This window comes from Pantoea sp. Fr-CA_6 (assembly GCF_024520895.1).
Classification (GTDB): Bacteria; Pseudomonadota; Gammaproteobacteria; order Enterobacterales; family Enterobacteriaceae; genus Pantoea; species Pantoea agglomerans.
The window spans coordinates 205,022-225,573 of record NZ_JALNPO010000002.1 but is presented as its reverse complement, the minus strand read 5'-3'; the positions used below and the strand labels follow the sequence as shown (position 1 = coordinate 225,573).

The window sequence follows — 20,552 nt, the reverse complement described above, 5'->3', positions numbered from 1 at the left end:
GCGCAGCGCGCGTGGCCCGTAAGGGAACCTTTGTAAACGTGGTAATCACCGCGCTTACAGAGGCTTCCGTAAAACACCGGGAACCTGAGGTTCCCGGCAGAAACTGCTTATGCGCCGCGCTGCAGCAGCATCGACTTGATATGGCCGATGGCGCGCGTCGGGTTCAGCCCTTTCGGACATACGCTCACACAGTTCATGATGCTATGGCAGCGGAATACGCTGAAAGCATCATTCAGATTGTCGAGACGCGCCTCGGTTTCGGTGTCGCGGCTGTCAATCAGGAAGCGGTAAGCGGCCAGCAGGCCAGCAGGACCGATGAACTTCTCAGGATTCCACCAGAATGATGGGCATGAGGTTGAGCAGCAGGCACAGAGTATACATTCGTACAGGCCATCCAGGTGTTCACGCTCATCCGGCGACTGCCGATGTTCACGAGCTGGCGGATTTTCCCCATTATTCAACAGGAAAGGCTTAATTTTCTCATACTGTGCATAAAACTGGCTCATGTCTACAACCAGGTCACGCACCACCGGTAAACCTGGCAGCGGACGGATAACAATTTTCTGTTTGCCGTTGCCCAGCGCCGAGACGGGCGTAATGCAGGCCAGTCCGTTTTTACCGTTCATGTTCAGGCCATCGGAACCGCAGACGCCTTCACGACAGGAGCGACGAAACGCCAGGGTCGGATCTTTCTCTTTCAGGCGAATCAGTGCGTCCAGCAGCATCATGTCGCGACCATCTTCCGCTTCCAGGGTGTAATCCTGCATGCGCGGTTTGTCATCGACATCCGGATTGTAGCGATAAATTGAAAACTCGAGTCTCATGATCGTCTCCGAAATTAGTAGGTACGCACTTTCGGCGGGAAGGCCGCGCGCAGTTTCGGCTGCATGTTCACCTCACGGCGCGTCATGCTTTCGGTTTCCGGGACATAAAGACTGTGGCACAGCCAGTTTTCATCATCACGATCCGGGAAGTCGAAGCGACTGTGCGCACCGCGGCTTTCGGTGCGATAGTTAGCCGCTACCGCCGTGGCAAAGGCCGTCTCCATCAGGTTATCCAGCTCCAGGCACTCAATACGCTGGGTGTTGAAATCCGGTGAGCGGTCATCCAGACGCGCTGACTTCAGGCGCTGACGAATCTCTTTCAGCTCTTCCAGACCCTGAGCCATCGCTTCGCCTTCACGGAATACCGAGAAGTTATTCTGCATGCAGCGTTGCAGCGCTTTACGAATCTCAACCGGATCTTCACCCGTGGTGTTATTTTCCCAGCGGTTGAAACGCGCCATCGCCCCGGCGATCTCATCTTCTGTGGCATCACGCAGGTCGCCCTGCTCCTGAATACTCGCCAGCAGATGCAGACCCGCTGCACGGCCAAAGACCACCAGGTCGAGCAGTGAGTTACCGCCCAGACGGTTGGCACCATGCACCGATACGCAGGCGATTTCACCGACGGCGAACAGGCCTGGAATCACTACATCTTCGCCCTGCTCATTGACGCGCAGTGCCTGGCCGGTCACTTTGGTCGGAATACCGCCCATCATGTAGTGGCAGGTCGGAATGACCGGAATCGGCTCTTTAATCGGATCGGCGTGCGCAAAGGTGCGTGACAGCTCAAGGATGCCAGGCAGACGTGACTCAAGCACCTCTTTACCCAGATGATCCAGTTTCAGTTTGAGATGTGGACCCCACGGGCCATCACAGCCGCGACCTTCACGGATTTCAATCATCATTGAGCGCGCAACCACGTCGCGGCCCGCCAGATCTTTGGCGTTCGGCGCATAACGCTCCATGAAGCGTTCGCCATGTTTGTTCAGCAGATAGCCGCCTTCACCACGGCAGCCCTCGGTGACCAGCACGCCCGCACCGGCGATACCGGTTGGGTGGAACTGCCACATCTCCATATCCTGCACCGGTACGCCCGCACGCAGTGCCATACCTACGCCGTCACCGGTGTTGATGTGTGCATTGGTGGTGGACTGGTAGATACGGCCCGCGCCGCCGGTGGCCAGAATGGTCGCTTTCGCTTTGAAATAAACGGTTTCGCCGGTTTCGATGCAGATAGCGGTACAACCCACGACTGCGCCATCGGCGTTTTTCACCAGATCCAGTGCATACCACTCAGAGAAGATAGTGGTTTTGTTTTTCAGGTTCTGCTGATAAAGGGTGTGCAGCAATGCGTGACCGGTACGGTCAGCCGCAGCCGCCGTACGTGCCGCCTGCTCGCCACCGAAATTCTTTGACTGGCCACCAAACGGACGCTGGTAGACTCGACCATCTTCCAGACGCGAGAAAGGCAGACCCATGTGTTCCAGTTCCAGAATCGCTTCCGGTCCGGTTTTACACATATATTCAATCGCGTCCTGGTCGCCGATATAGTCGGAACCTTTGACGGTGTCGTACATGTGCCATTCCCAGTTATCTTCATGGGTATTACCCAGCGCAACGGTAATACCGCCCTGCGCAGATACGGTGTGGGAACGGGTCGGGAAAACTTTAGATAACAGGGCACAGCTCTGGCCGCCCTGGGAGATTTGCAGTGCGGCTCGCATTCCTGCGCCACCTGCGCCGATTACCACGGCATCGAACTCTCTGATTGGCAAACTCATTTACACACCCCACACCACAACAAATCCATAAATCGCATACCACAACAGCGCCACGACAATCACAAACTGCAACAACAAGCGGGTTGGCAGTGATTTAACGTAGTCTGTTAACACCTGCCACATGCCAATCCAGCCGTGGATCAGAATGGAGAACAGCGTCAGCAGCGTGAACACTTTGGTGAATGCGGAAGCGAAGAAGCCACGCCACAGGTCATAAGTCAGCGTGTCTGTCATCACCACGAAACCGAGGATATAGACAATGTAGAGCGTAATGAGAATTGCAGTTGCCCGCAGCAGCAGCCAGTCCTGAATGCCGTTGCGACCCAATGCGGATGCATTGCTTACCATACGAGGACTCCCGCCAGAATTGCCAGCACGACAGTGATCACAAAAGTCATATGAGCGGAACGCTTACCAACCTGCAGCGTTTCGGCCAGATAACCAAAATCCATCAACATATGACGAATCCCGCTCACCGCGTGATAGGCCAGCGCCGTTAAGATGCCCCACATAATGAACTTCGCGAAGAAGCCATCCATGATGGACGCAGCGTGCTGGAAACCTTCAGGAGAGGAGAGAGAGAGACCGAGCAGCCACAGCAGGATGCCAATGGCAACCAATGTGATTACGCCGGAGACGCGGTGAAGAATGGACGATATTGCAGTAACGGGAAACCGGATCGTCGAGAGATCCAAGTTGACAGGTCTTTGTTTTTTCACGGTTTTGCCCACACAGCTCTTTTTTATTTTGCTTCCTCCGGACCTGAGGCGGAGTCTAATCACAACGCGTGGCAGACTTTAACCGTCACCAAAAAAGCAACATCCAGTGTTAATTGACGCGGTAGTAAACGCTGGGTGGCTCCTGGTGTCAGGGTGTTCCGGAGACCTGCCTGGAGTATAGGAGGATCACATTCTGATTACAATTCCCCTACAAACTCTTTGGTATATTTTAGGTGGAACAGTGATCCTACTCACGATTTTCACAATTGATACAATTTTAATTATCTGATTTGACAATAGTTCAACAATTCAGTTACAAACTAAGCCTGTAAATTCCTATGATGCGCAAAAGTTATGGGGATACACTTTCCCCTAAGCGCAAGTTATGTAACATTGCGATAATGAGCATTAAAAAGCATCAGGTTATTGGTTACCAAGAAGTTATGTCCTGACCGGATCTTTAACAACCGCGATATGCAGCATGTCCATGGCTCACCGGTTCCCGCTGGGAACGCGCCGCTCACTCTGTACCCTGCACCCGTTTTATCCCCGCAGAGTGATACTGTGTAGTTTTGCCAACCGCAACATGAACGCGTTTCAGGTGTCTAAAGATCCTTACCCACATAAGGCGCTATGGAGACGAAAATGACAGATAAAAAAGTAACGCTAACCCTGCAAGATGGAACATCTATTGAACTGGACGTGCTGAAAGGTACGCTGGGCCAGGATGTCGTTGATGTCCGCACTCTGGGTTCAAGTGGCCTGTTCACCTTCGATCCCGGTTTTACGTCTACCGCGTCCTGCGAATCTGCAATCACCTTTATCGATGGGGATGAAGGTATCCTGCTGCACCGTGGTTTCCCTATTTCTGAGCTGGCGACCCACTCTAACTATCTGGAAGTCTGCTACATCCTGCTGAACGGCGAAGCACCAAATCAGAAACAGTTTGATGAGTTCCGTACCACGGTTACCCGCCACACCATGATTCATGAGCAGATTACCCGCCTGTTCCACGGCTTCCGTCGCGATTCGCATCCGATGGCGGTAATGTGCGGTGTTACTGGTGCACTGGCTGCGTTTTACCACGATTCTCTGGATGTAAACATTGAGCGCCACCGCGAAATCGCAGCATTCCGTCTGCTTTCTAAAATGCCGACCATGGCAGCGATGTGTTACAAATATTCTATCGGCCAGCCGTTTGTCTATCCGCGCAACGATCTCTCCTATGCGGGTAACTTCCTGCACATGATGTTTGCCACGCCGTGCGAAGAGTACAAAGTGAATCCGGTGCTGGAACGCGCCATGGACCGCATCCTGATCCTGCATGCTGACCATGAGCAGAACGCCTCAACCTCTACCGTTCGTACCGCCGGTTCAAGCGGCGCGAATCCGTTTGCCTGTATCGCCGCCGGGATCGCCTCCCTGTGGGGACCGGCGCACGGTGGTGCCAACGAAGCGACCCTGCGTATGCTGGAAGAGATCAGCACCGTTGAGCACATTCCGGAATTTGTTAAACGCGCTAAAGACAAAAATGACTCCTTCCGTCTGATGGGCTTTGGTCACCGCGTTTACAAAAACTACGATCCACGCGCGACCGTGATGCGCGATACCTGCCATGAAGTCCTGAATGAGCTGGGTATGAAGGATGACCTGCTGGAAGTGGCGATGGAGCTGGAACACATTGCGCTGAACGACCCGTACTTCATCGAGCGTAAACTCTATCCAAACGTGGACTTCTACTCCGGTATCATTCTGAAAGCGATGGGTATTCCATCCTCCATGTTTACGGTGATCTTCGCGATGGCCCGTACCGTTGGCTGGATTGCACACTGGAAAGAGATGCACGACGAAGGCATGAAGATTGCCCGTCCACGTCAGCTCTACACCGGTTATACCGAGCGCGAATTCAGCTCACAGCTGAAAAAGTAAGGTTCGCAGGGCAGATAGGGATTTCCGCTTGATGTTGGTATAAAGCTGGGGGCAGTTAGCTGTGATACTGCGCCTACGCAGAGAACACGGTCAGATCGGAAAGACGCAAAAGCCGTCATCCATGACACGCTCGGCCCGCGCCATCCCTGGCGCGGGACGCTTTCCTCTTCTGACCGTGTTCTCTGCGCGTTAAGCTATTTTATTGCTGTAAGATTCACACGGGTTTGACTCTGTCAGCCGTAAGAGCATTTTACCCTTTTGACTTTACTGTCTATCTCTGACAACCCGGACACCAGTAAAAAGGCCGTGATGAGAGCGTGCCCTTCTCAATTACCGTGCCGCAGCGCCGGCATTTTTTGCCCTGCCGATGAAAAACCTCAAACTGAAACGCCGCTTCCTCATGATATTTCTTCATGGTTCCACGCATCCGATAGGCATGACGCGGCACCGACAGCAGCGCTTCGCTGAAAGCAGTCAGCTGATCGTTACTGAGATCCTGCGCCCGATGATTTGGCAGCAGCTGCGCCAGCCAGAGAATCTCGGCACGCAGATAGTTTCCCAGCCCGGCCAGAAAAGCCTGATCCAGCAGCAGACCACTGAACTGCCGCCGCCGGAAGCGGGGTGACAGCAGCCGCTCTTTCACCTCTTCCACTGTCAGCGCGCTGTTCAGCACATCCGGCCCGATACGATTAAGAAACGGATGTGCCGCCAGCGTATCCGCATTAAGCAGCTCAATATCTGAGGCGCTGTAGAGCAGAATCGCTTTGCCCGCCGTCGCCAGCCTCACCCGCAACTGACGGGTGGAATTCAGTTCGGTGTCAGGTTTTACAATGCGCCAGACACCATAAAGCTGATTATGACTGTAGAGCGTCAGGCCATTGCTGAAATGAGTCAGCAGCGCTTTACCCCGCGTCTCAATCGCCTGAACCTGCTCACCAATCAATGCCGGTTCATAGGTTTTGAGCTGAGGAAACGCGAACCACGCTTCCGTTAACGGCTGACCCACAATGGCGTCTTCAAGTTTATCCGCCACGCGGCGAATTTCCGGTCCTTCAGGCATCGTTCATCCTCTTAATGGGTGGCGCCGCCAGCCTGTCTGATATCCTCGCCGGTCTCCAGCGTGACCTTTACCGCAATTTCCAGCGCCTGAATAATGGACGCCAGTGCCATGCTCGGTGCGCCCGGATGCTGCGCCGCCTGTTCTGGCAGATAAGGAATATGGATAAAACCTCCCCGCACCGGACTGTCATGCTGCTCAAGCCAGTGCAGCAGGCCGTACATTACGCGGTTGCAGGTAAAGGTGCCCGCCGTTTGCGACACTGAAGCGGGGATCCCCGCTTCCCGCACCGCCGCCACAATCGCTTTGATGGGCAGACGGGAAAAATAGGCTGCCGGGCCACCTGCTACGACGGGCTCATCCACCGGCTGATGACCGGCGTTGTCCGGGATACGGGCGTCATCGACATTAATACCAATACGTTCAACGGTAATGTCGCTACGGCCGCCCGCCTGCCCCACCGACAGAATCGCATCCGGTTTCACCTCTTCCAGCGCCTTATTCAGCACCCTGAGTACGTCGCTGAATACCACCGGCAACTGGCGTATAACTATCGTCGCCCCGCTAATCTGTTTACCTTCCAGCGCGCGCACCGCTTCCCATGAAGGGTTAATCGTTTCACCGCCAAAAGGTTCAAAGGCGGTCATCAGGACAGTTTTCATGCAACCTCACAGGAACATCAGGAAATAGAGCAGGAAAATATTAACGATTAACAGTAGCACACCGGTCGGAATCTGAGCCTTGATCACCGCGTTACGATCGGGCAGTTCCAGCAGCGCTGCCGGGACGATATTGAAGTTGGCCGCCATCGGCGTCATCAGCGTGCCGCAATAGCCGGAGAACATGCCAATTGCCGCCATCACTGCCGGATTTCCGCCGTGCTGCAACACAAGAATCGGGATGCCGACGCCTGCGGTGATAATCGGAAACGCCGCAAAAGCATTACCCATGATCATGGTTAACAGCGCCATCCCGACGGCATAGACGGTGACCGCGACAAAGCGATTATCTACCGCCAGCCAGGTTTCTGTCAGATGCGATATAGCACTTCCCACGCCTGCGCTGGTAAACAGCAGCCCCAGGGTGGCAAGGATCTGCGGCAGGATAAAGGCCCAGCCAATCGAATCCAGCAGGCGACGGGTCTCCTGCATCGACTGCACCGGTTTCTCGTGGGTCAGTTTTAACGCCACCAGCCAGCCAATCACACAGCCGACCATCATTGAAAACAGCGTCACCAGCGTAGCGTGGTTACCGGGGCCGAACACCGCATCCTGCAAACCGGGAATATGGTTAAACGCCAGCACACCGACCACGGTCACGACCGGAATCGACAGTGCAGGCAGAAACAGTTTATTGCGCAGACGCAGCGCACTGGCCTGTTTCTCTTCATCGCTGCGCTGATGATAGCGACCCAGCCTGACACCGCCAAACCCGGCAATCAGCGCCATCACCACCACAATGACACCGATGCCGATGTGCAGCATACGGGTGCCCGCCGCATCTGACCCCATCCAGGCGCTCATCAGTTGCGTCGTCCAGTCACCGACCAGAAAAACCAGGCCATACAAAGCCCAGAACAGTCCGGTGGTAAAGCGACGTGGATTCGCGCTGTCACGCCAGGAAAGCACCGCCACCACCAGCAGGATAATGCCCGCCAGCCACATCAGATATTGTTGCTGGAACATTACTCACCTCCTTTGGCTTTCAGCGCCTGACGGTTCAGCTGCTGCAGCTCTCGCGCCAGTTGCCGATCCAGCCGCACCAGACGTGCCGAGTGGATCAGGAACGCGGCGACGGCAGTCGGAATACCCCATAAGGCGATGTGCAGCGGTTCGGTCTGAATCCCGGCTGACTCCTGCATAAAGTTGTGCATAAAGATAATCGCGCCAAACGCCACGAAGATATCCTCACCAAAGAAGAGGCCGACATTATCGGTCGCCGCTGACATCGCGCGCAGCCGATGACGCAGCTCAGGTGAGATCTCGCCATAGCGGCTTTCAGTTGCTCCTTCCGCCATCGGTGCCAGCAACGGACGCACCATCTGCGGATGTCCGCCGAGACTGGTTAACCCCAGCGCGGCGGTGATTTCGCGCACAAACAGGTAGACGATCAGCAGCCGTCCGGCGGTTGCCGTTTTGATCTGTGCAATCCACGCCTGCGCCCGCTCTTTCAGTCCGTGACGCTCCAGCAGGCCAATGACTGCCAGCGGCAGCAGCAGGATCAGTGGCAGGTTGCGGGTGTTGAGAAAACCTGCCCCGAGCTTTTCCAGAATGTCCGCCAGCGGCATCATCGCGGCCAGACCGGTCACAAACCCGGCGACAATCACCACCAGCACCGGATTGAACCGTAACAGGAAGCCGACGACGATGGCGGCGATGCCCAGTAATGGCCAGAGATTTACTGCACTATCCATGGATTTCCCTCAGAGTTGAAAAACCCGGCATACGCCGGGCTAAGTGTGGTTGTTCAGTTGCTGGTGACACGAATCTGCTGATCGGCAAACGCATCACGCAACCGCTGTGCAAATTGCAGGGCGTGCGCGCCGTCGCCATGTAAGCAGACGGTCTGTGCATTCACCGCAACCCATTCTCCGGTGATACTTTTTACTTTGCCCTGCTGCACCATCGTCAGCGTCTGACTGATAGCCTGCTGTTCATCTTCAATCAGCGCGCCCGGCTCGCTGCGCGGCACCAGCGCACCGCTACTGAGATAGCCACGGTCGGCGAACACCTCTTCCCGCGTACGTAGGCCGTAGTGCGCCGCCGCGCGAATCGATTCGCTGTTAGCCAGTCCCACCACAATCAGCTGGCTGTCGACAGCCCTGATGGCGCGGGCAATGGCGTCCGCCAGCACCGGATCGGCCGCAGCCTGGTTGTAGAGCATGCCGTGCGGTTTAACATGAAGCAGCCGCGCACCTTCGCTTTCCGCCAGACTTTTCAGCGCACCAATCTGGTAGATCATCTGGGCGTAGACCGTTTCCGGCGGCAGCTGCATGGCGCTGCGGCCAAAGTTCTCCCGATCGGGAAAAGCGGGATGCGCACCAATCGCGACGCCGGATGCCTGTGCCCAGCGCACCGACTGCAGCATGGTCTGCGCATCACCTGCGTGAAAGCCACAGGCGATGTTGGCGGAACTCACCAGCTTCAGCAGCGCCTGATCGCTGGCGCAGCCCTCGCCCAGGTCGGCGTTTAAATCAATTTTCATTGAGTCCCCACTTCATCTGGTCCAGTGCGCGTTGCTGATGCTGACGTGCCAGCATCGCTTCTGGCAGGGTGCAGTGAATAAAGTGAATCGGCTCACCCAGCCGGATTTGCGCCAGGTGATAGAGATCGGCTTCGATAACCGAGGCGATGCGCGGATAGCCGCCGGTGGTCTGGGCATCCGCCATCAGCACGATAGGCTGTCCGTTCGGCGGCACCTGAATCACACCCGGCATCACGCCGTGTGACAGCAGCTCGCGCGGGCTCTCGCGCTCAAGCTTGCGTCCCTCAAGCCGGTATCCCATCCGGTTACTTTGCGGGCTGAGTTTCCATGCGGTACGCCAGAATGCCTGCTGCGCTTCGCGGCTGAACTCGTGATACTCCGGGCCAGGTAGTGCGCGGATGCGGTTGCCCCACAGCAGTTGCCGCACCCCGACTTTACGGTCAAACGTGCGGGTCGGTTTACCCAGCGGGAGCTGATCGCCATCCTGCAAGGCTCGCCCCTGAAAGCCGCCAAATTTTGCTTTTAGATCGGTGCTGGCAGAGCCGAGCATCGCGGGGATATCAAAACCGCCCTGCACTGCCAGATAGCTGCGCATACCGCGCTGCGGCATCGCCAGTGACAGGAGCTGCCCCCGTTTCACCGGCGTGCGCCAGCCCGTCCAGACCGGCTGGCCGTCAAGCTCCGCATGGCAGCCTGCGCCGGTCAGCGCAAACCAGCCATCGCGGGTAAACTCCGCTTTGAACTGGCCGAGCACCATCTCCAGCACCGCGCTGTCGGGATCATTGCCCACCAGCACATTGGCGGTGAACATCGCGGGATGATCCAGCACACCGCCAGGGCTGATGCCATACTGACGCCAGCCGTAACGGCCCGCATCCTGAATAGTGGCGGCCAGGCCGGCTCGCAGAATGTTTAACATACGCCCTCCTGTTGCGGCACAAAGCGAACCCTGTCACCGGGACGGAGCAGCGTAGGCGGTTGCTGCAGGGGATCAAACAGCGCGGTGCGCGTCTGGCCAATCAACTGCCAGCCGCCGGGCGAAGCCAGCGGATAGACGCCGGTCTGGCTGCCGCCGATGCCCACCGAGCCGGCGGGCACTGCTACCCTGGGCTCAGCACGCCGCGGGATGTGCAGGCGCTGATCCAGTCCGCCCAGATAGGGAAAACCGGGCTGAAAGCCGATAAAAAAGACCACATAGTCGCTGCTGCTGTGCAGCTCAACCACCTGGCGGGGCGTCAGCGCGGCGTGTTCCGCCACCACCGTCAGATCGGGGCCAGACTTGCCGCCATAGATCACCGGGATCTCCACCTGACGCGACTCCGGCAACTGCGCTTCACTCTCTTCCCACCAGCGCTGAAGCCGCTCTATTGCGTCCAGCGCGCTCTGCTGGGGATCTCGCAGGATCAGGGTGATGTTGTTCATGCCGGGGATCACCTCCAGCACGCTGGCATAGTCGTGCAGTCGCTGATTCAGTCCCCAGATTCGTTGCTGGCTCTCCAGTGAGATCGGCGGTTCCAGCTCCAGCACGACAGCGCGTTCACCCAATAAATAACACCGTGCTCGTTGCAACAGCTACCTCCCGCTCAGTTGAGATCGCGCCTGGCCGACCTGACCGGATGCCCGGTGCAGCCCATTGCTTATCTACGTAAAGCAAACAGTTATGCGAAAGTGACAGGGATGTGTCAACAGATTTAGGTCCTGCGCAGGCGCGCAGGACAAGGGAGAGTGTCAGGCAGGATTGGGGATATCGATGAAGGTCACATCAAGATCGTGGTGTTGCGCCAGCCAGTCGCCCAGCGCTTTTACGCCGCCGCGCTCGGTGGCGTGATGGCCTGCGGCAAAGAAATGCAGCCCCTGCTCACGCGCGCTGTGAATGGTCTGTTCAGAGACTTCACCGGTGATAAAGGCATCGACGCCCGCCGCAGCCGCCTGGTCGATAAAGCCCTGCCCGCCCCCGCTGCACCAGGCAATGCGACGGATCAGCGCTGGCGCGTTGTCACCACAATGCAGCGGTTCACGTCCCAGCCGTTCACCGATTCGGCGGGCCAGCTGCTCGCCGGACAGGGGCTCAGCAAGCTCACCCCAGAACACCAGCGGCATCACTTCGCCGCGCACTTCGATATCCAGCAGTTTCGCCAGTTGGGCGTTGTTGCCTAATTCAGGATGCGCGTCGAGCGGCAGATGCCAGCCATAGAGATTGATATCGTTGGCCAGCAGGGTCCGCAGACGACGGCGCTTCATACCTTTAATCGCGGCCGGTTCACTTTTCCAGAAATAGCCATGATGGACAATAATCGCATCGGCCTGACGCGCCACCGCCTCATCCAGCAGCGCCTGACAGGCAGTGACGCCGGTGATAATCGTTTTGATCTCGCTGCGTCCCTCAACCTGCAAACCGTTGGGGGCGTAATCGCTGAAGCTGTGGCTGTCGAGTTGCTGATTGATCAGCGTCTCTAATTCGTAATGGTTCATTCAGGCTCCTTCGAGGCCTCAGGCTGCGCTTTTGGCGCGCTCAAAGGCGTCTAATGTCTTTTTACGTGCCACCTTATGATCCACGATTGGTGCCGGATAATCGAGTTTCTTATGATGCTTCTCTGCCCAGACATGGGGCTGGTGAATATCGCTGTCAGGCACCCCGGCCAGTTCAGGCAGATAGTGGCGGATAAAATCCCCCTTCTCATCGAAGCGCTCGCCCTGCGTGGTCGGGTTAAAGATGCGGAAATAGGGCGCCGCGTCCGTGCCGGTCGATGCCGCCCACTGCCAGCCGCCGTTGTTCGCGGCCAGGTCACCATCAATCAGCTGCTGCATGAAATAGCGTTCGCCTTCACGCCAGTCGATCAGCAGATCTTTGACCAGGAAACTGGCGGTGATCATCCGTAAGCGGTTGTGCATCCAGCCCAGCGCCTTCATCTGACGCATTGCGGCATCGACAATCGGATAGCCGGTTTTACCCGCTTTCCACGCGTCGAAATGTGCGTCGTTACGCTGCCATTCAACGTTTCGCGTCCAGTCGATAAACGGCTTGTGTCGGCACAGCGCCGGCCAGGCAACCAGCAGATGACGGTAGAATTCACGCCAGATCAGCTCGTTCAGCCAGGTGAACGCGCGGCTGTTGTCCAGCGCATCGGGATGTTCATGCAGCACGCGATGCAGGCACTGACGTGGCGACAGTACGCCGGTCGCCAGATAAACCGACAGACGGCTGGTGGCGTCCAGCGCCGGAAGGTCGCGCTTAGCGGGATAGTCGATAACCGGTTGCGTGGCGAAATGGCGCAACCGCTTCAGCGCCGCCGCTTCGCCTGGCGGAAACAGATCCTGATCAAAGTCTTCGGTTGGATAGTCAAAGGCGGGAATCGGGGAGGCTTTCAGCGGTGCGCCTTCGCGCGCTTTCGGCGCAGGCACGCACTCAGGCAGCCCCTGCTGCAAGCGGCGGACAAAGGCTTTGCTGAACGGGGTAAACACCTTATACATCGAGCGATCGCCGCTCTGCACACTGCCGGGCGGCAGCAACAGGCTGTCATCAAAGCCCTGGCAAATCACGCCCGCGTCGTCGAGACGCTTTTCAGCCTCCGCATCGCGCTGGCGTTCATTAACTTCATACTGGTAATTGTAGAAGAGCTGATCGACCTGCTGCTTAGCGCAGAACTGCAGCAGCGCATCAATACTGTCGCTGAAGGCGTGACACGCCTGGTAGTGCAGTTCAATGCCCCGCTCCGCCAGCGCACGCTGCACCTGCAACAGACTGGCGTGGATAAACGCCGCCTGCTTCGGTGACATGTCATGCTGCTGCCACTGTGCTGGCGTGGCAAGGTAGAGCGCAATCACTTTTGCATCGCTGTCGCGGCAGGCGGCGTGCAGCGCCAGATTGTCATTGACGCGTAAATCGTTACGCAGCCAGACCAGATGGGTGGTCATACTCCTCCTGTATTACTGTCCGTAGCGTAAGCACAAGGCTTCGGGATAGGGATCGAAATAGCGTTGCTGGGCCAGCCACGGGTGCGGGTACTCCGCCATGTAGTGTTTGAGAATGGTAATCGGCACCAGCAGCGGTTGTGTGCCCTGACGATAGCGGTCAATCAGCGTTGCCAGCTCCTGGCGCTGCGGTGAACTCAGATGCGTGCGGAAGTAGCCCTGCACATGCATCAGCACATTGGTGTGATTGCGACGTGAGGCGGGACGTGACATCAGTTCCATCATGCGATTGCGGTATTCAAAGGCAAAGGCGTCCAGCGACTCCCACTGGCTCATGGAGGCGACAAAGGGTCCCAGCTCGCGGTATTTCTCCTGCGAATGCGCCAGCATCATCAGCTTGTAACGGCTGTGGAAGGCGATCAGTCCCTGCCGGGTCAGACCGCTTTCCCACATCTGATTAAATTCATGCAGCGCGCAGACACGACCGATAAAGTTCTCACGCAGGGCGGGATCGTGCAGACGACCATCTTCTTCCAGCGGCAGCCAGGGCATCTCGCGCTGCAGGAATTCAGTAAAAATACCGGTGCCTGCTTTGCGGTTATTGTTGTTATCGGGCTCATAGACCCGCACCCGCTCCATGCCACAACTGGGTGATTTGGCGCAGAGGATATAGCCACAGAGGTGATGCAGCGATTTTACCCGCTCAGCAGACCAGTCACGCATCTGCGTCGTAACCTCTTCTCCGCCATCTTTGCTGAAGCAGAGATGCAGCTCATCATCGCCCTGCTTCACCAGACGCAATGCCGGGCGCGGCGTTGGCAGACCAATCGCCATCTCAGGGCAGATGGGCTCAAAACGGACAAATGGGGTGAGATCGTCGGTCGCAAAAGTAAGACGCTTATGCCCACCATCAAATCTGACGCGGTCGCCGAGCAGGCATGCACTGATTCCAACGGGGATTTTTTTGCTCATACTTGTACAACCTCCGAAATCTTGTAGAGGTTTAAGTGTAGCGTAAAATGGTCAGGAATAAAGGGTTAAAACGGGATTCCGGATCGCTTATTCTCAGAAAAAACGCAAAAAAAAGCCCGGTCAGTTGACCAGGCCTGTTTTGCGGCAGGGGAAATCACCAGAACGCGCCACCACTCGCTTCAGCCTGCGCCAGCCAGACCGGCTTGGCGCTGGTCTTACACCAGACGCGGTGCAGATAGCTGTAGAAACGTGCCCGATCCTGTCGAAACAGCATAACAGGAAGCGCCAGTACGCCGAGAAGAACCACCAGCGTACGTCGCGCAATAATTTTATAACGTGGATAAGCCCGATACATGGTTTCTCCTCCCGGTAAGTGAAAAAGTGTGAATGTGATCTGTGTTCAACTTTACGCCAGGTTGTGTAATTTTACTACTCATCTGACCACTTATTTGCTGCTATTTTTGCTGTTTAAGAATTAACCTGTAATTAAGTTACAAAAAGGTTACCGCCTGGTTGCGTTGGCGTTGAAAGGGCCGACAGATTATGGTCGCGGACGCCAGCATAAAATGTTGATAAAGTAGCGCTTCGGTCCCCACTCAAGGCAGGTATTGCGTGACCACGGTTTTGATCGTTGAAGATGAAAAAGAGATCCGGCGCTTTGTCCGGCTGGCGCTGGAAAATGAAGCCCTTAAGGTGTTTGATGCCGATACACTGCAACGCGGACTGATTGAAGCGGCGACCCGCAAGCCGGACTTAGTGATCCTGGATCTGGGTCTGCCGGATGGAGATGGCACCGATTTCATTCGTGACCTGCGCCAGTGGAGCGCCATACCGGTGATTGTGCTGTCAGCGCGCAGCGATGAGCAGGATAAGATCGCCGCACTGGATGCGGGAGCAGATGACTATCTGACCAAACCCTTTGGCATTGGCGAACTGCTGGCGCGCGTCCGGGTTGCGCTGCGTCGTCATAGTGGCCAGCAGCCGGATGCCAGGGTGACGTTCGCCGACGTCAGCGTCGATTTCGCCGCACGACGGGTACAGCGCGGCAGCAGTGAGATTCACCTTACCCCGATTGAATTTCGTCTGTTGAGTATTCTGCTTAACAATGCCGGCAAGGTGCTGACGCAGCGGCAGTTGCTGAGCCAGGTCTGGGGACCCAATGCGGTGGAGCACAGCCACTATCTGCGCATCTATATGGGACATCTGCGCCAGAAACTGGAAGCCAATCCGACACAACCGGCTCATCTGCTGACGGAAACCGGGATCGGCTATCGCTTTATGCCATAAAAAAAGGCGCCAGAGGCGCCTGAGACTGTCAACGAATTCTGGCCCGGTTCGCTGTGAGACCGAGCTTGCTCAGGAAACAGGGTCAGATCGGAAAGACGCAAAAGCCGTCATCCATGACACGCTCGGCCCACGCCATCCATGGCGTGGGACGCTTTCCTCTTCTGACCCTGTTCCCTGCGCGTTAAATAAATCCGTTGCGGTCAGATTTACTCTGATGTGAGTTTGTCAGCAGCTCTGAGGCGCGCGATGCGCCTCTTTATCTGCCCGACTAATCAGGCGTTTTTCAGCACTTCGCTGACAATCTCAACGGCTTCTTTCTCAATCTGCGCGCGGTGTTCAGCGCCCAGGAAGCTTTCACAGTAGATTTTGTAAGCGTCTTCGGTGCCTGAAGGACGGGCAGCAAACCAGCCATTCTCCGTCATCACTTTCAGACCGCCGATAGATGCACCATTACCTGGCGCGGCAGTCAGACGAGCGGTGATAGGATCACCTGCCAGCGTATCAGCGCTGACCATCTCCGGTGACAGCTTCGACAGCGCGGCTTTCTGCGCTGAGGTGGCTGATGCCTGCAGACGGTTGTAGCTTGGTGCGCCAAAGCGCGCTGCCAGTTCGTCATAGTGCTGCTGCGGGTTTTTACCGGTCACTGCAGTAATTTCAGCGGCCAGCAGACACATGATGATGCCATCTTTGTCCGTAGACCACGGCGTACCGTCGAAACGCAGGAATGAAGCGCCTGCGCTCTCTTCGCCACCGAAACCGAGGCTGCCGTCATACAGACCATCAACAAACCATTTGAAACCCACCGGCACTTCCACCAGCTTGCGACCAATGTCGTTGACCACACGGTCAATCATGGCGCTGGAGACCAGGGTTTTACCCACGGCAACATCCTGACCCCACTGTGGGCGGTGCTGGAACAGATAGTTGATCGCCACCGCCAGATAGTGGTTTGGATTCATCAGACCCGCCGGGGTCACAATGCCGTGACGGTCATAATCGGGATCGTTGCCGAACGCCAGATCGAACTTGTCACGGTAAGCCAGCAGGCCTGCCATTGCGCTTTCAGACGAGCAGTCCATGCGGACCACGCCATCTTTATCCAGATGCATAAAGCGGAAGGTCTGATCGACCGCGTCATTCACCAGCGTCAGATCCAGCTTGTAGTGCTCAGCAATACGCTGCCAGTAAGCAATACCGGAACCACCCAGTGGATCCACACCCAGCTTCAGGCCCGCTTTCTGAATCGCCGGGAAGTCGATAATCTCTGCCAGACCTTCAACATAAGGCTGGATCAGATCTTTTTCGACCACATGACCGCTGGCCATCGCCTGCTCCAGCGGCAGACGTTTCACCTCTTTCAGGCCATCTTTGATCAGCTGATTGGCACGATCTTCAACCACTTTGGTGACGTTGGTATCAGCAGGTCCGCCGTTAGGTGGGTTGTACTTGATGCCGCCATCTTCCGGTGGGTTATGCGACGGCGTAATCACGATGCCGTCAGCCAGCGCGCCACCCGCTTTGTTGTGCTCAAGAATCGCATTCGAGATCGCAGGGGTCGGCGTATAGCCATTATCCTGCTGCACGATCACATCAACGCCGTTTGCCGCCAGCACTTCCAGAACAGACAGGATGGCGGGTTCAGACAGCGCATGGGTGTCTTTACCGACGTAGCAAGGCCCGGTGATACCATTCTTTTTACGCTCTTCGGCAATCGCCTGAGCGATCGCCAGAATGTGCATCTCGTTGAAGCTTTGACGCCCTGCACTGCCGCGATGGCCGGAAGTGCCAAATTTCACCGCATGTTCCGGGTTCGCCACATCGGGCTGCAGGACATAATATTGTGACGTTAATTGTGCAACGTTAATCAAATCGCTCTGCTGGGCGGGTTGCCCGGCACGTGGGTGATTGGCCATTGGCGCTGCTCCCTGACGCTTAAGTTTTAAATGGTGCCGCAAACTTTCTCGGTCAGTTCCGCAGGGAACTGCATCGAGAGCATGATGTGTTCGATCATGCTGCATTTACGACCAGTATTGGTGTTGGTGATCACCCAGTACGGCGTGCCGGGCACATGCTTCGGCTTAGTATGGGTGCCATTCTGCAACAGCGTATGCTCATCACCTGCAAAATAGACGCGGGTGCGGCCCTGCAGAGATGCAGTAGCTTCAGCAAAGGCTGCGGTATCAAGACGATAGAGCGTTGACAAGATAAGCATAAAGCGATTCACCGCCCGCTTCTGCTCCGCATATTCATCGGAAAGCAGCAGCTCGCGCACCGCGCGGACACGATCCTGCGGGCGCGAACCCACAGACGCAGGCTGGGACTCTTTCGCTGCATCTTTTGAGGCTGGCTGTGCAGGCGAAGCGGGTGCAGTCTGACCGGCCGTGAACTTCAGCATACGACGCAGAATGTCGGATGCGCTTTCACCAATGTGTTGCGTGTGGCTGGCAATATAACGGTAGAGCTCTTCGTCAACTTCGATCGTTTTCATCTTATTCCGTACGGTTCTTTCTCATGACAGAACCACCTGTTTCCTGAAAAGCTCTGAGTATAGTCAGGCAATTCAAAGGGTGTGTGGGTTCTAACATCAGGATTATAAAGTTAAAGTCAGGCGGGTTGTTAGCAATCAAACGGTTTACGGGCAAAAGTCAGAATATGTCCTAATGCCGCCGGAACCGGCGCGCCTGAAAAGGTGAAACCATGATAACCTAAGCTCAGGTCTCAAACTTAAGAACTTTGCTATGATTTTGAACGCCCGTCTGCAAACTGAACAATCCCCTGCTGATTCTCTGCCCATCCTGCTTATTCACGGTCTGTTTGGCAGTCTCGATAACCTTGGCGTGCTGGCGCGCGGGCTGAAAGATGCCGGTCCGTTGCTGCAGGTAGATGTCCGCAACCACGGACTTTCACCACGATCTGACGAGATGAACTACGCTGTAATGGCGCAGGATATGGTCGAAACACTGGATGCACATGGCATTGATCGTGTCGCGGTGATCGGACACTCGATGGGCGGTAAAATCGCCATGACCATGAGCGCGCTGGTGCCGGAACGCATTGAGCGCCTGGTGATGATCGATATCGCCCCGGTGGATTACCAGACGCGCCGTCATGACCAGATATTTGCCGGCATTCGTGCCGTCACCGATGCGGGCGTCTCATCCCGCAGCGAGGCGGCGAAGGTCATGCGAACGCTGATAGAGGAAGAAGGGGTGATCCAGTTCCTGCTGAAATCCTTCCAGGAGGGGGAGTGGCGCTTCAACGTTCCGGTGCTGTGGGATAACTACACCACGATCTCTGGCTGGCAGCCGGTTCCCGCCTGGAATCACCCGGCGCTGTTTATTCGCGGCGGCGACTCCAGCTACCTGGATAACAGCTATCGCGATGCGTTGCTGCAGCAGTTCCCGGCCGCTCAGGCTCATGTGATCGGTGGCGCAGGACACTGGGTTCATGCAGAGAAACCCGATGCCGTTTTGCGCAGTGTCCGTCGCTTTTTTGCGCTTTAAAAGCAAATAGATGGCGGTAAAGGTTTAGGATTGGCGTCCGGCGTAAGCGTGAAGTATGATGGCGCGCTAAAATTTTGCCGCGGGTCAGTTTTGCTGCGGCAATGGCCAATAATTTATAATCTGCGCGGTGAGTGTCTGGCGCCCGCCCCCATTCAGTTTTACTAAGCCATGGCAAAAGAACAGACTGACCGCACGACGCTCGATCTCTTTGCTGATGAGCGCCGCCCTGGTCGACCCAAAACCAGTCCGCTTTCGCGTGATGAACAGCTGCGCATTAACAAGCGCAATCAACTGAAACGTGACAAAGGACGCGGGCTTCGTCGTGTCGAACTGAAAATGAACAGTGACGCCGTCGATGCACTCAATACGCTGGCAGAACAGCGCAATCTCAGCCGTAGCGAACTGATTGAACAGATGCTACTGGCACAGCTCAAACTGGATTAATACGGGCAAATCGCACGCAGAGGCAAATGTCGGGGCTTTAACCGTTCACCGGTTTTCTCTCGTCTGCTATTATTCGCTGAAATGTGCTGCGGCACACATCTCATCATCAGGATTTAAGAGGTTATTTTACTCATGGCACTCGTAGGCATCTTCTTCGGCAGCGATACCGGCAATACCGAAAACATTGCAAAAATGATCCAGAAACAGCTGGGTACAGATGTTGCAGAAGTCCATGACATCGCAAAAAGCACAAAAGAAGATCTGGAAGCGTTCGATATCCTGCTGCTGGGTATTCCGACCTGGTACTACGGCGAAGCGCAGTGCGACTGGGATGACTTTTTCCCGACGCTGGAAGAGATCGATTTTAACGGCAAGCTGGTTGCGCTGTTTGGCTGTGGCGACCAGGAAGATTACGCAGAGTATTTCTGTGATGCCATGGGCACGATTCGCGACATTATCGAACCGCACGGTGCCGTGATTGTCGGACACTGGCCAACTGAAGGCTATCACTTTGAAGCCTCGAAAGGCCTGGCCGATGATACCCACTTCCTGGGCCTGGCCATTGACGAAGATCGCCAGCCTGAGCTGACCAGCCAGCGTGTGGAGCAGTGGGTTAAGCAGATTTTTGATGAACTGCAGCTGAAAGAGATCATCGAAGCCTGATCCTGCCCGACTCAATGTGAGCGCCAGCTCACATTGAGGCAATGAAAATGCCTATAGAAATAATAGCCACATTTTTTTAACTTTCTCCGTTTAATCTGTAGAATACCCGCATCGATCTTCCGCTTATTTTCTCAGGCGGCAAGACTAAGTGATGTGCTAACAGACCTCTGTCAGAATCTTCCCCGGCCCGGTGACGAATCCCCAATAGCCCATGATGATTCAGACACGCCCTCTGGTTTTCATTTCATCGCTTCAGT

The 20,552-nt window shown here is 56.0% G+C and carries 22 protein-coding genes; 5 read left to right on the top strand and 17 right to left on the bottom strand.

The window, feature by feature from the left end; translation table 11 throughout:
• Window positions 1-107 precede the first annotated feature (107 nt).
• The 4 genes from NR201_RS04210 to sdhC are packed head-to-tail and all read right to left on the bottom strand — an operon-like array spanning window position 108 to window position 3,336.
• A complete protein-coding gene (locus NR201_RS04210; protein WP_256849393.1) occupies window positions 108-824 on the bottom strand; it encodes a succinate dehydrogenase iron-sulfur subunit in 717 nt (238 codons plus the stop codon).
• A gap of 14 nt (window positions 825-838) precedes the next feature.
• Window positions 839-2,605: a succinate dehydrogenase flavoprotein subunit gene (sdhA, locus tag NR201_RS04205; protein WP_022626042.1), complete on the bottom strand. Its 1,767-nt coding sequence runs from the start codon at window positions 2,603-2,605 to the stop codon at window positions 839-841.
• On the bottom strand, window positions 2,606-2,953 hold the full coding sequence (sdhD, locus tag NR201_RS04200; RefSeq protein WP_009091417.1) for a succinate dehydrogenase membrane anchor subunit: 348 nt from the start codon (window positions 2,951-2,953) through the stop codon (window positions 2,606-2,608).
• A complete protein-coding gene (sdhC, locus tag NR201_RS04195; protein WP_029519433.1) occupies window positions 2,947-3,336 on the bottom strand; it encodes a succinate dehydrogenase cytochrome b556 subunit in 390 nt (129 codons plus the stop codon). Before sdhC ends, sdhD begins: the two co-directional genes overlap by 7 nt.
• A 633-nt stretch (window positions 3,337-3,969) precedes the next feature.
• Between sdhC and NR201_RS04190 the strand changes: the two genes are divergently transcribed.
• Window positions 3,970-5,253 carry a citrate synthase gene (locus NR201_RS04190; protein WP_010260725.1) on the top strand — a complete coding sequence of 428 codons (1,284 nt, stop codon included), beginning with the start codon at window positions 3,970-3,972 and terminating at the stop codon, window positions 5,251-5,253.
• Between the two features lie 271 nt (window positions 5,254-5,524).
• Here NR201_RS04190 and nei read toward each other — a convergent pair whose 3' ends face one another.
• The 11 genes from nei to NR201_RS04135 form a co-directional block, all read right to left on the bottom strand.
• Window positions 5,525-6,313: an endonuclease VIII gene (gene nei, locus NR201_RS04185; protein ID WP_033766694.1), complete on the bottom strand. Its 789-nt coding sequence runs from the start codon at window positions 6,311-6,313 to the stop codon at window positions 5,525-5,527.
• A gap of 11 nt (window positions 6,314-6,324) precedes the next feature.
• The gene (gene pcp / locus NR201_RS04180) at window positions 6,325-6,972 is read right to left on the bottom strand and encodes a pyroglutamyl-peptidase I (protein ID WP_132499462.1); all 648 of its coding nucleotides are present in this window, start codon (window positions 6,970-6,972) and stop codon (window positions 6,325-6,327) included.
• Window positions 6,973-6,978: 6 nt separating this feature from the next.
• On the bottom strand, window positions 6,979-7,995 hold the full coding sequence (locus tag NR201_RS04175) for a DUF979 domain-containing protein (RefSeq protein ID WP_031592206.1): 1,017 nt from the start codon (window positions 7,993-7,995) through the stop codon (window positions 6,979-6,981).
• Window positions 7,995-8,723 (bottom strand): DUF969 domain-containing protein, encoded by a 729-nt coding sequence (locus NR201_RS04170; RefSeq protein ID WP_010671295.1) that lies wholly within the window; start codon window positions 8,721-8,723, stop codon window positions 7,995-7,997. The genes NR201_RS04175 and NR201_RS04170 overlap by 1 nt, the downstream gene beginning before the upstream one ends.
• Window positions 8,724-8,776: 53 nt before the next feature.
• Window positions 8,777-9,514 (bottom strand): 5-oxoprolinase subunit PxpA, encoded by a 738-nt coding sequence (gene pxpA, locus NR201_RS04165; protein ID WP_122889095.1) that lies wholly within the window; start codon window positions 9,512-9,514, stop codon window positions 8,777-8,779.
• The gene (gene pxpC / locus NR201_RS04160; RefSeq protein WP_010671294.1) at window positions 9,504-10,433 is read right to left on the bottom strand and encodes a 5-oxoprolinase subunit PxpC; all 930 of its coding nucleotides are present in this window, start codon (window positions 10,431-10,433) and stop codon (window positions 9,504-9,506) included. The genes pxpA and pxpC overlap by 11 nt, the downstream gene beginning before the upstream one ends.
• Window positions 10,427-11,083 carry a 5-oxoprolinase subunit PxpB gene (pxpB, locus tag NR201_RS04155; protein ID WP_010671293.1) on the bottom strand — a complete coding sequence of 219 codons (657 nt, stop codon included), beginning with the start codon at window positions 11,081-11,083 and terminating at the stop codon, window positions 10,427-10,429. Before pxpB ends, pxpC begins: the two co-directional genes overlap by 7 nt.
• Window positions 11,084-11,242: 159 nt before the next feature.
• Entirely contained in the window at window positions 11,243-11,986 is a 744-nt protein-coding gene (locus tag NR201_RS04150) for a type 2 GTP cyclohydrolase I (RefSeq protein WP_010260703.1), read from the bottom strand.
• Window positions 11,987-12,004: 18 nt separating this feature from the next.
• Window positions 12,005-13,429, bottom strand: a complete 1,425-nt coding sequence (gene phrB, locus NR201_RS04145) for a deoxyribodipyrimidine photo-lyase (protein ID WP_022626044.1) — start codon at window positions 13,427-13,429, stop codon at window positions 12,005-12,007.
• Between the two features lie 12 nt (window positions 13,430-13,441).
• Window positions 13,442-14,398 carry a 2-thiouracil desulfurase family protein gene (locus NR201_RS04140; protein ID WP_010260698.1) on the bottom strand — a complete coding sequence of 319 codons (957 nt, stop codon included), beginning with the start codon at window positions 14,396-14,398 and terminating at the stop codon, window positions 13,442-13,444.
• A gap of 154 nt (window positions 14,399-14,552) precedes the next feature.
• The gene (locus tag NR201_RS04135) at window positions 14,553-14,753 is read right to left on the bottom strand and encodes a DUF2517 family protein (RefSeq protein ID WP_256849392.1); all 201 of its coding nucleotides are present in this window, start codon (window positions 14,751-14,753) and stop codon (window positions 14,553-14,555) included.
• Between the two features lie 257 nt (window positions 14,754-15,010).
• On the opposite strand from NR201_RS04135, the gene kdpE reads away from it, so the two are divergent.
• On the top strand, window positions 15,011-15,685 hold the full coding sequence (gene kdpE, locus NR201_RS04130; protein WP_010260694.1) for a two-component system response regulator KdpE: 675 nt from the start codon (window positions 15,011-15,013) through the stop codon (window positions 15,683-15,685).
• A 272-nt stretch (window positions 15,686-15,957) separates the two neighbouring features.
• Here the strand turns inward: kdpE and pgm are convergent, their stop codons facing one another.
• The gene (gene pgm / locus NR201_RS04125) at window positions 15,958-17,598 is read right to left on the bottom strand and encodes a phosphoglucomutase (alpha-D-glucose-1,6-bisphosphate-dependent) (RefSeq protein ID WP_010260692.1); all 1,641 of its coding nucleotides are present in this window, start codon (window positions 17,596-17,598) and stop codon (window positions 15,958-15,960) included.
• Window positions 17,599-17,624: 26 nt separating this feature from the next.
• Complete coding sequence (seqA, locus tag NR201_RS04120) at window positions 17,625-18,173, bottom strand: replication initiation negative regulator SeqA (RefSeq protein ID WP_010260690.1); 549 nt, start codon at window positions 18,171-18,173, stop codon at window positions 17,625-17,627.
• A 250-nt stretch (window positions 18,174-18,423) separates the two neighbouring features.
• On the opposite strand from seqA, the gene ybfF reads away from it, so the two are divergent.
• The 3 genes from ybfF to fldA all read left to right on the top strand — a co-directional run bounded on the left by ybfF (window position 18,424) and on the right by fldA (window position 20,295).
• Window positions 18,424-19,188: an esterase gene (ybfF, locus tag NR201_RS04115; RefSeq protein ID WP_033766681.1), complete on the top strand. Its 765-nt coding sequence runs from the start codon at window positions 18,424-18,426 to the stop codon at window positions 19,186-19,188.
• A gap of 168 nt (window positions 19,189-19,356) precedes the next feature.
• A complete protein-coding gene (ybfE, locus tag NR201_RS04110) occupies window positions 19,357-19,632 on the top strand; it encodes a LexA regulated protein (RefSeq protein ID WP_010260688.1) in 276 nt (91 codons plus the stop codon).
• Between the two features lie 132 nt (window positions 19,633-19,764).
• Entirely contained in the window at window positions 19,765-20,295 is a 531-nt protein-coding gene (gene fldA / locus NR201_RS04105; RefSeq protein ID WP_010671288.1) for a flavodoxin FldA, read from the top strand.
• Window positions 20,296-20,552 lie beyond the last annotated feature (257 nt).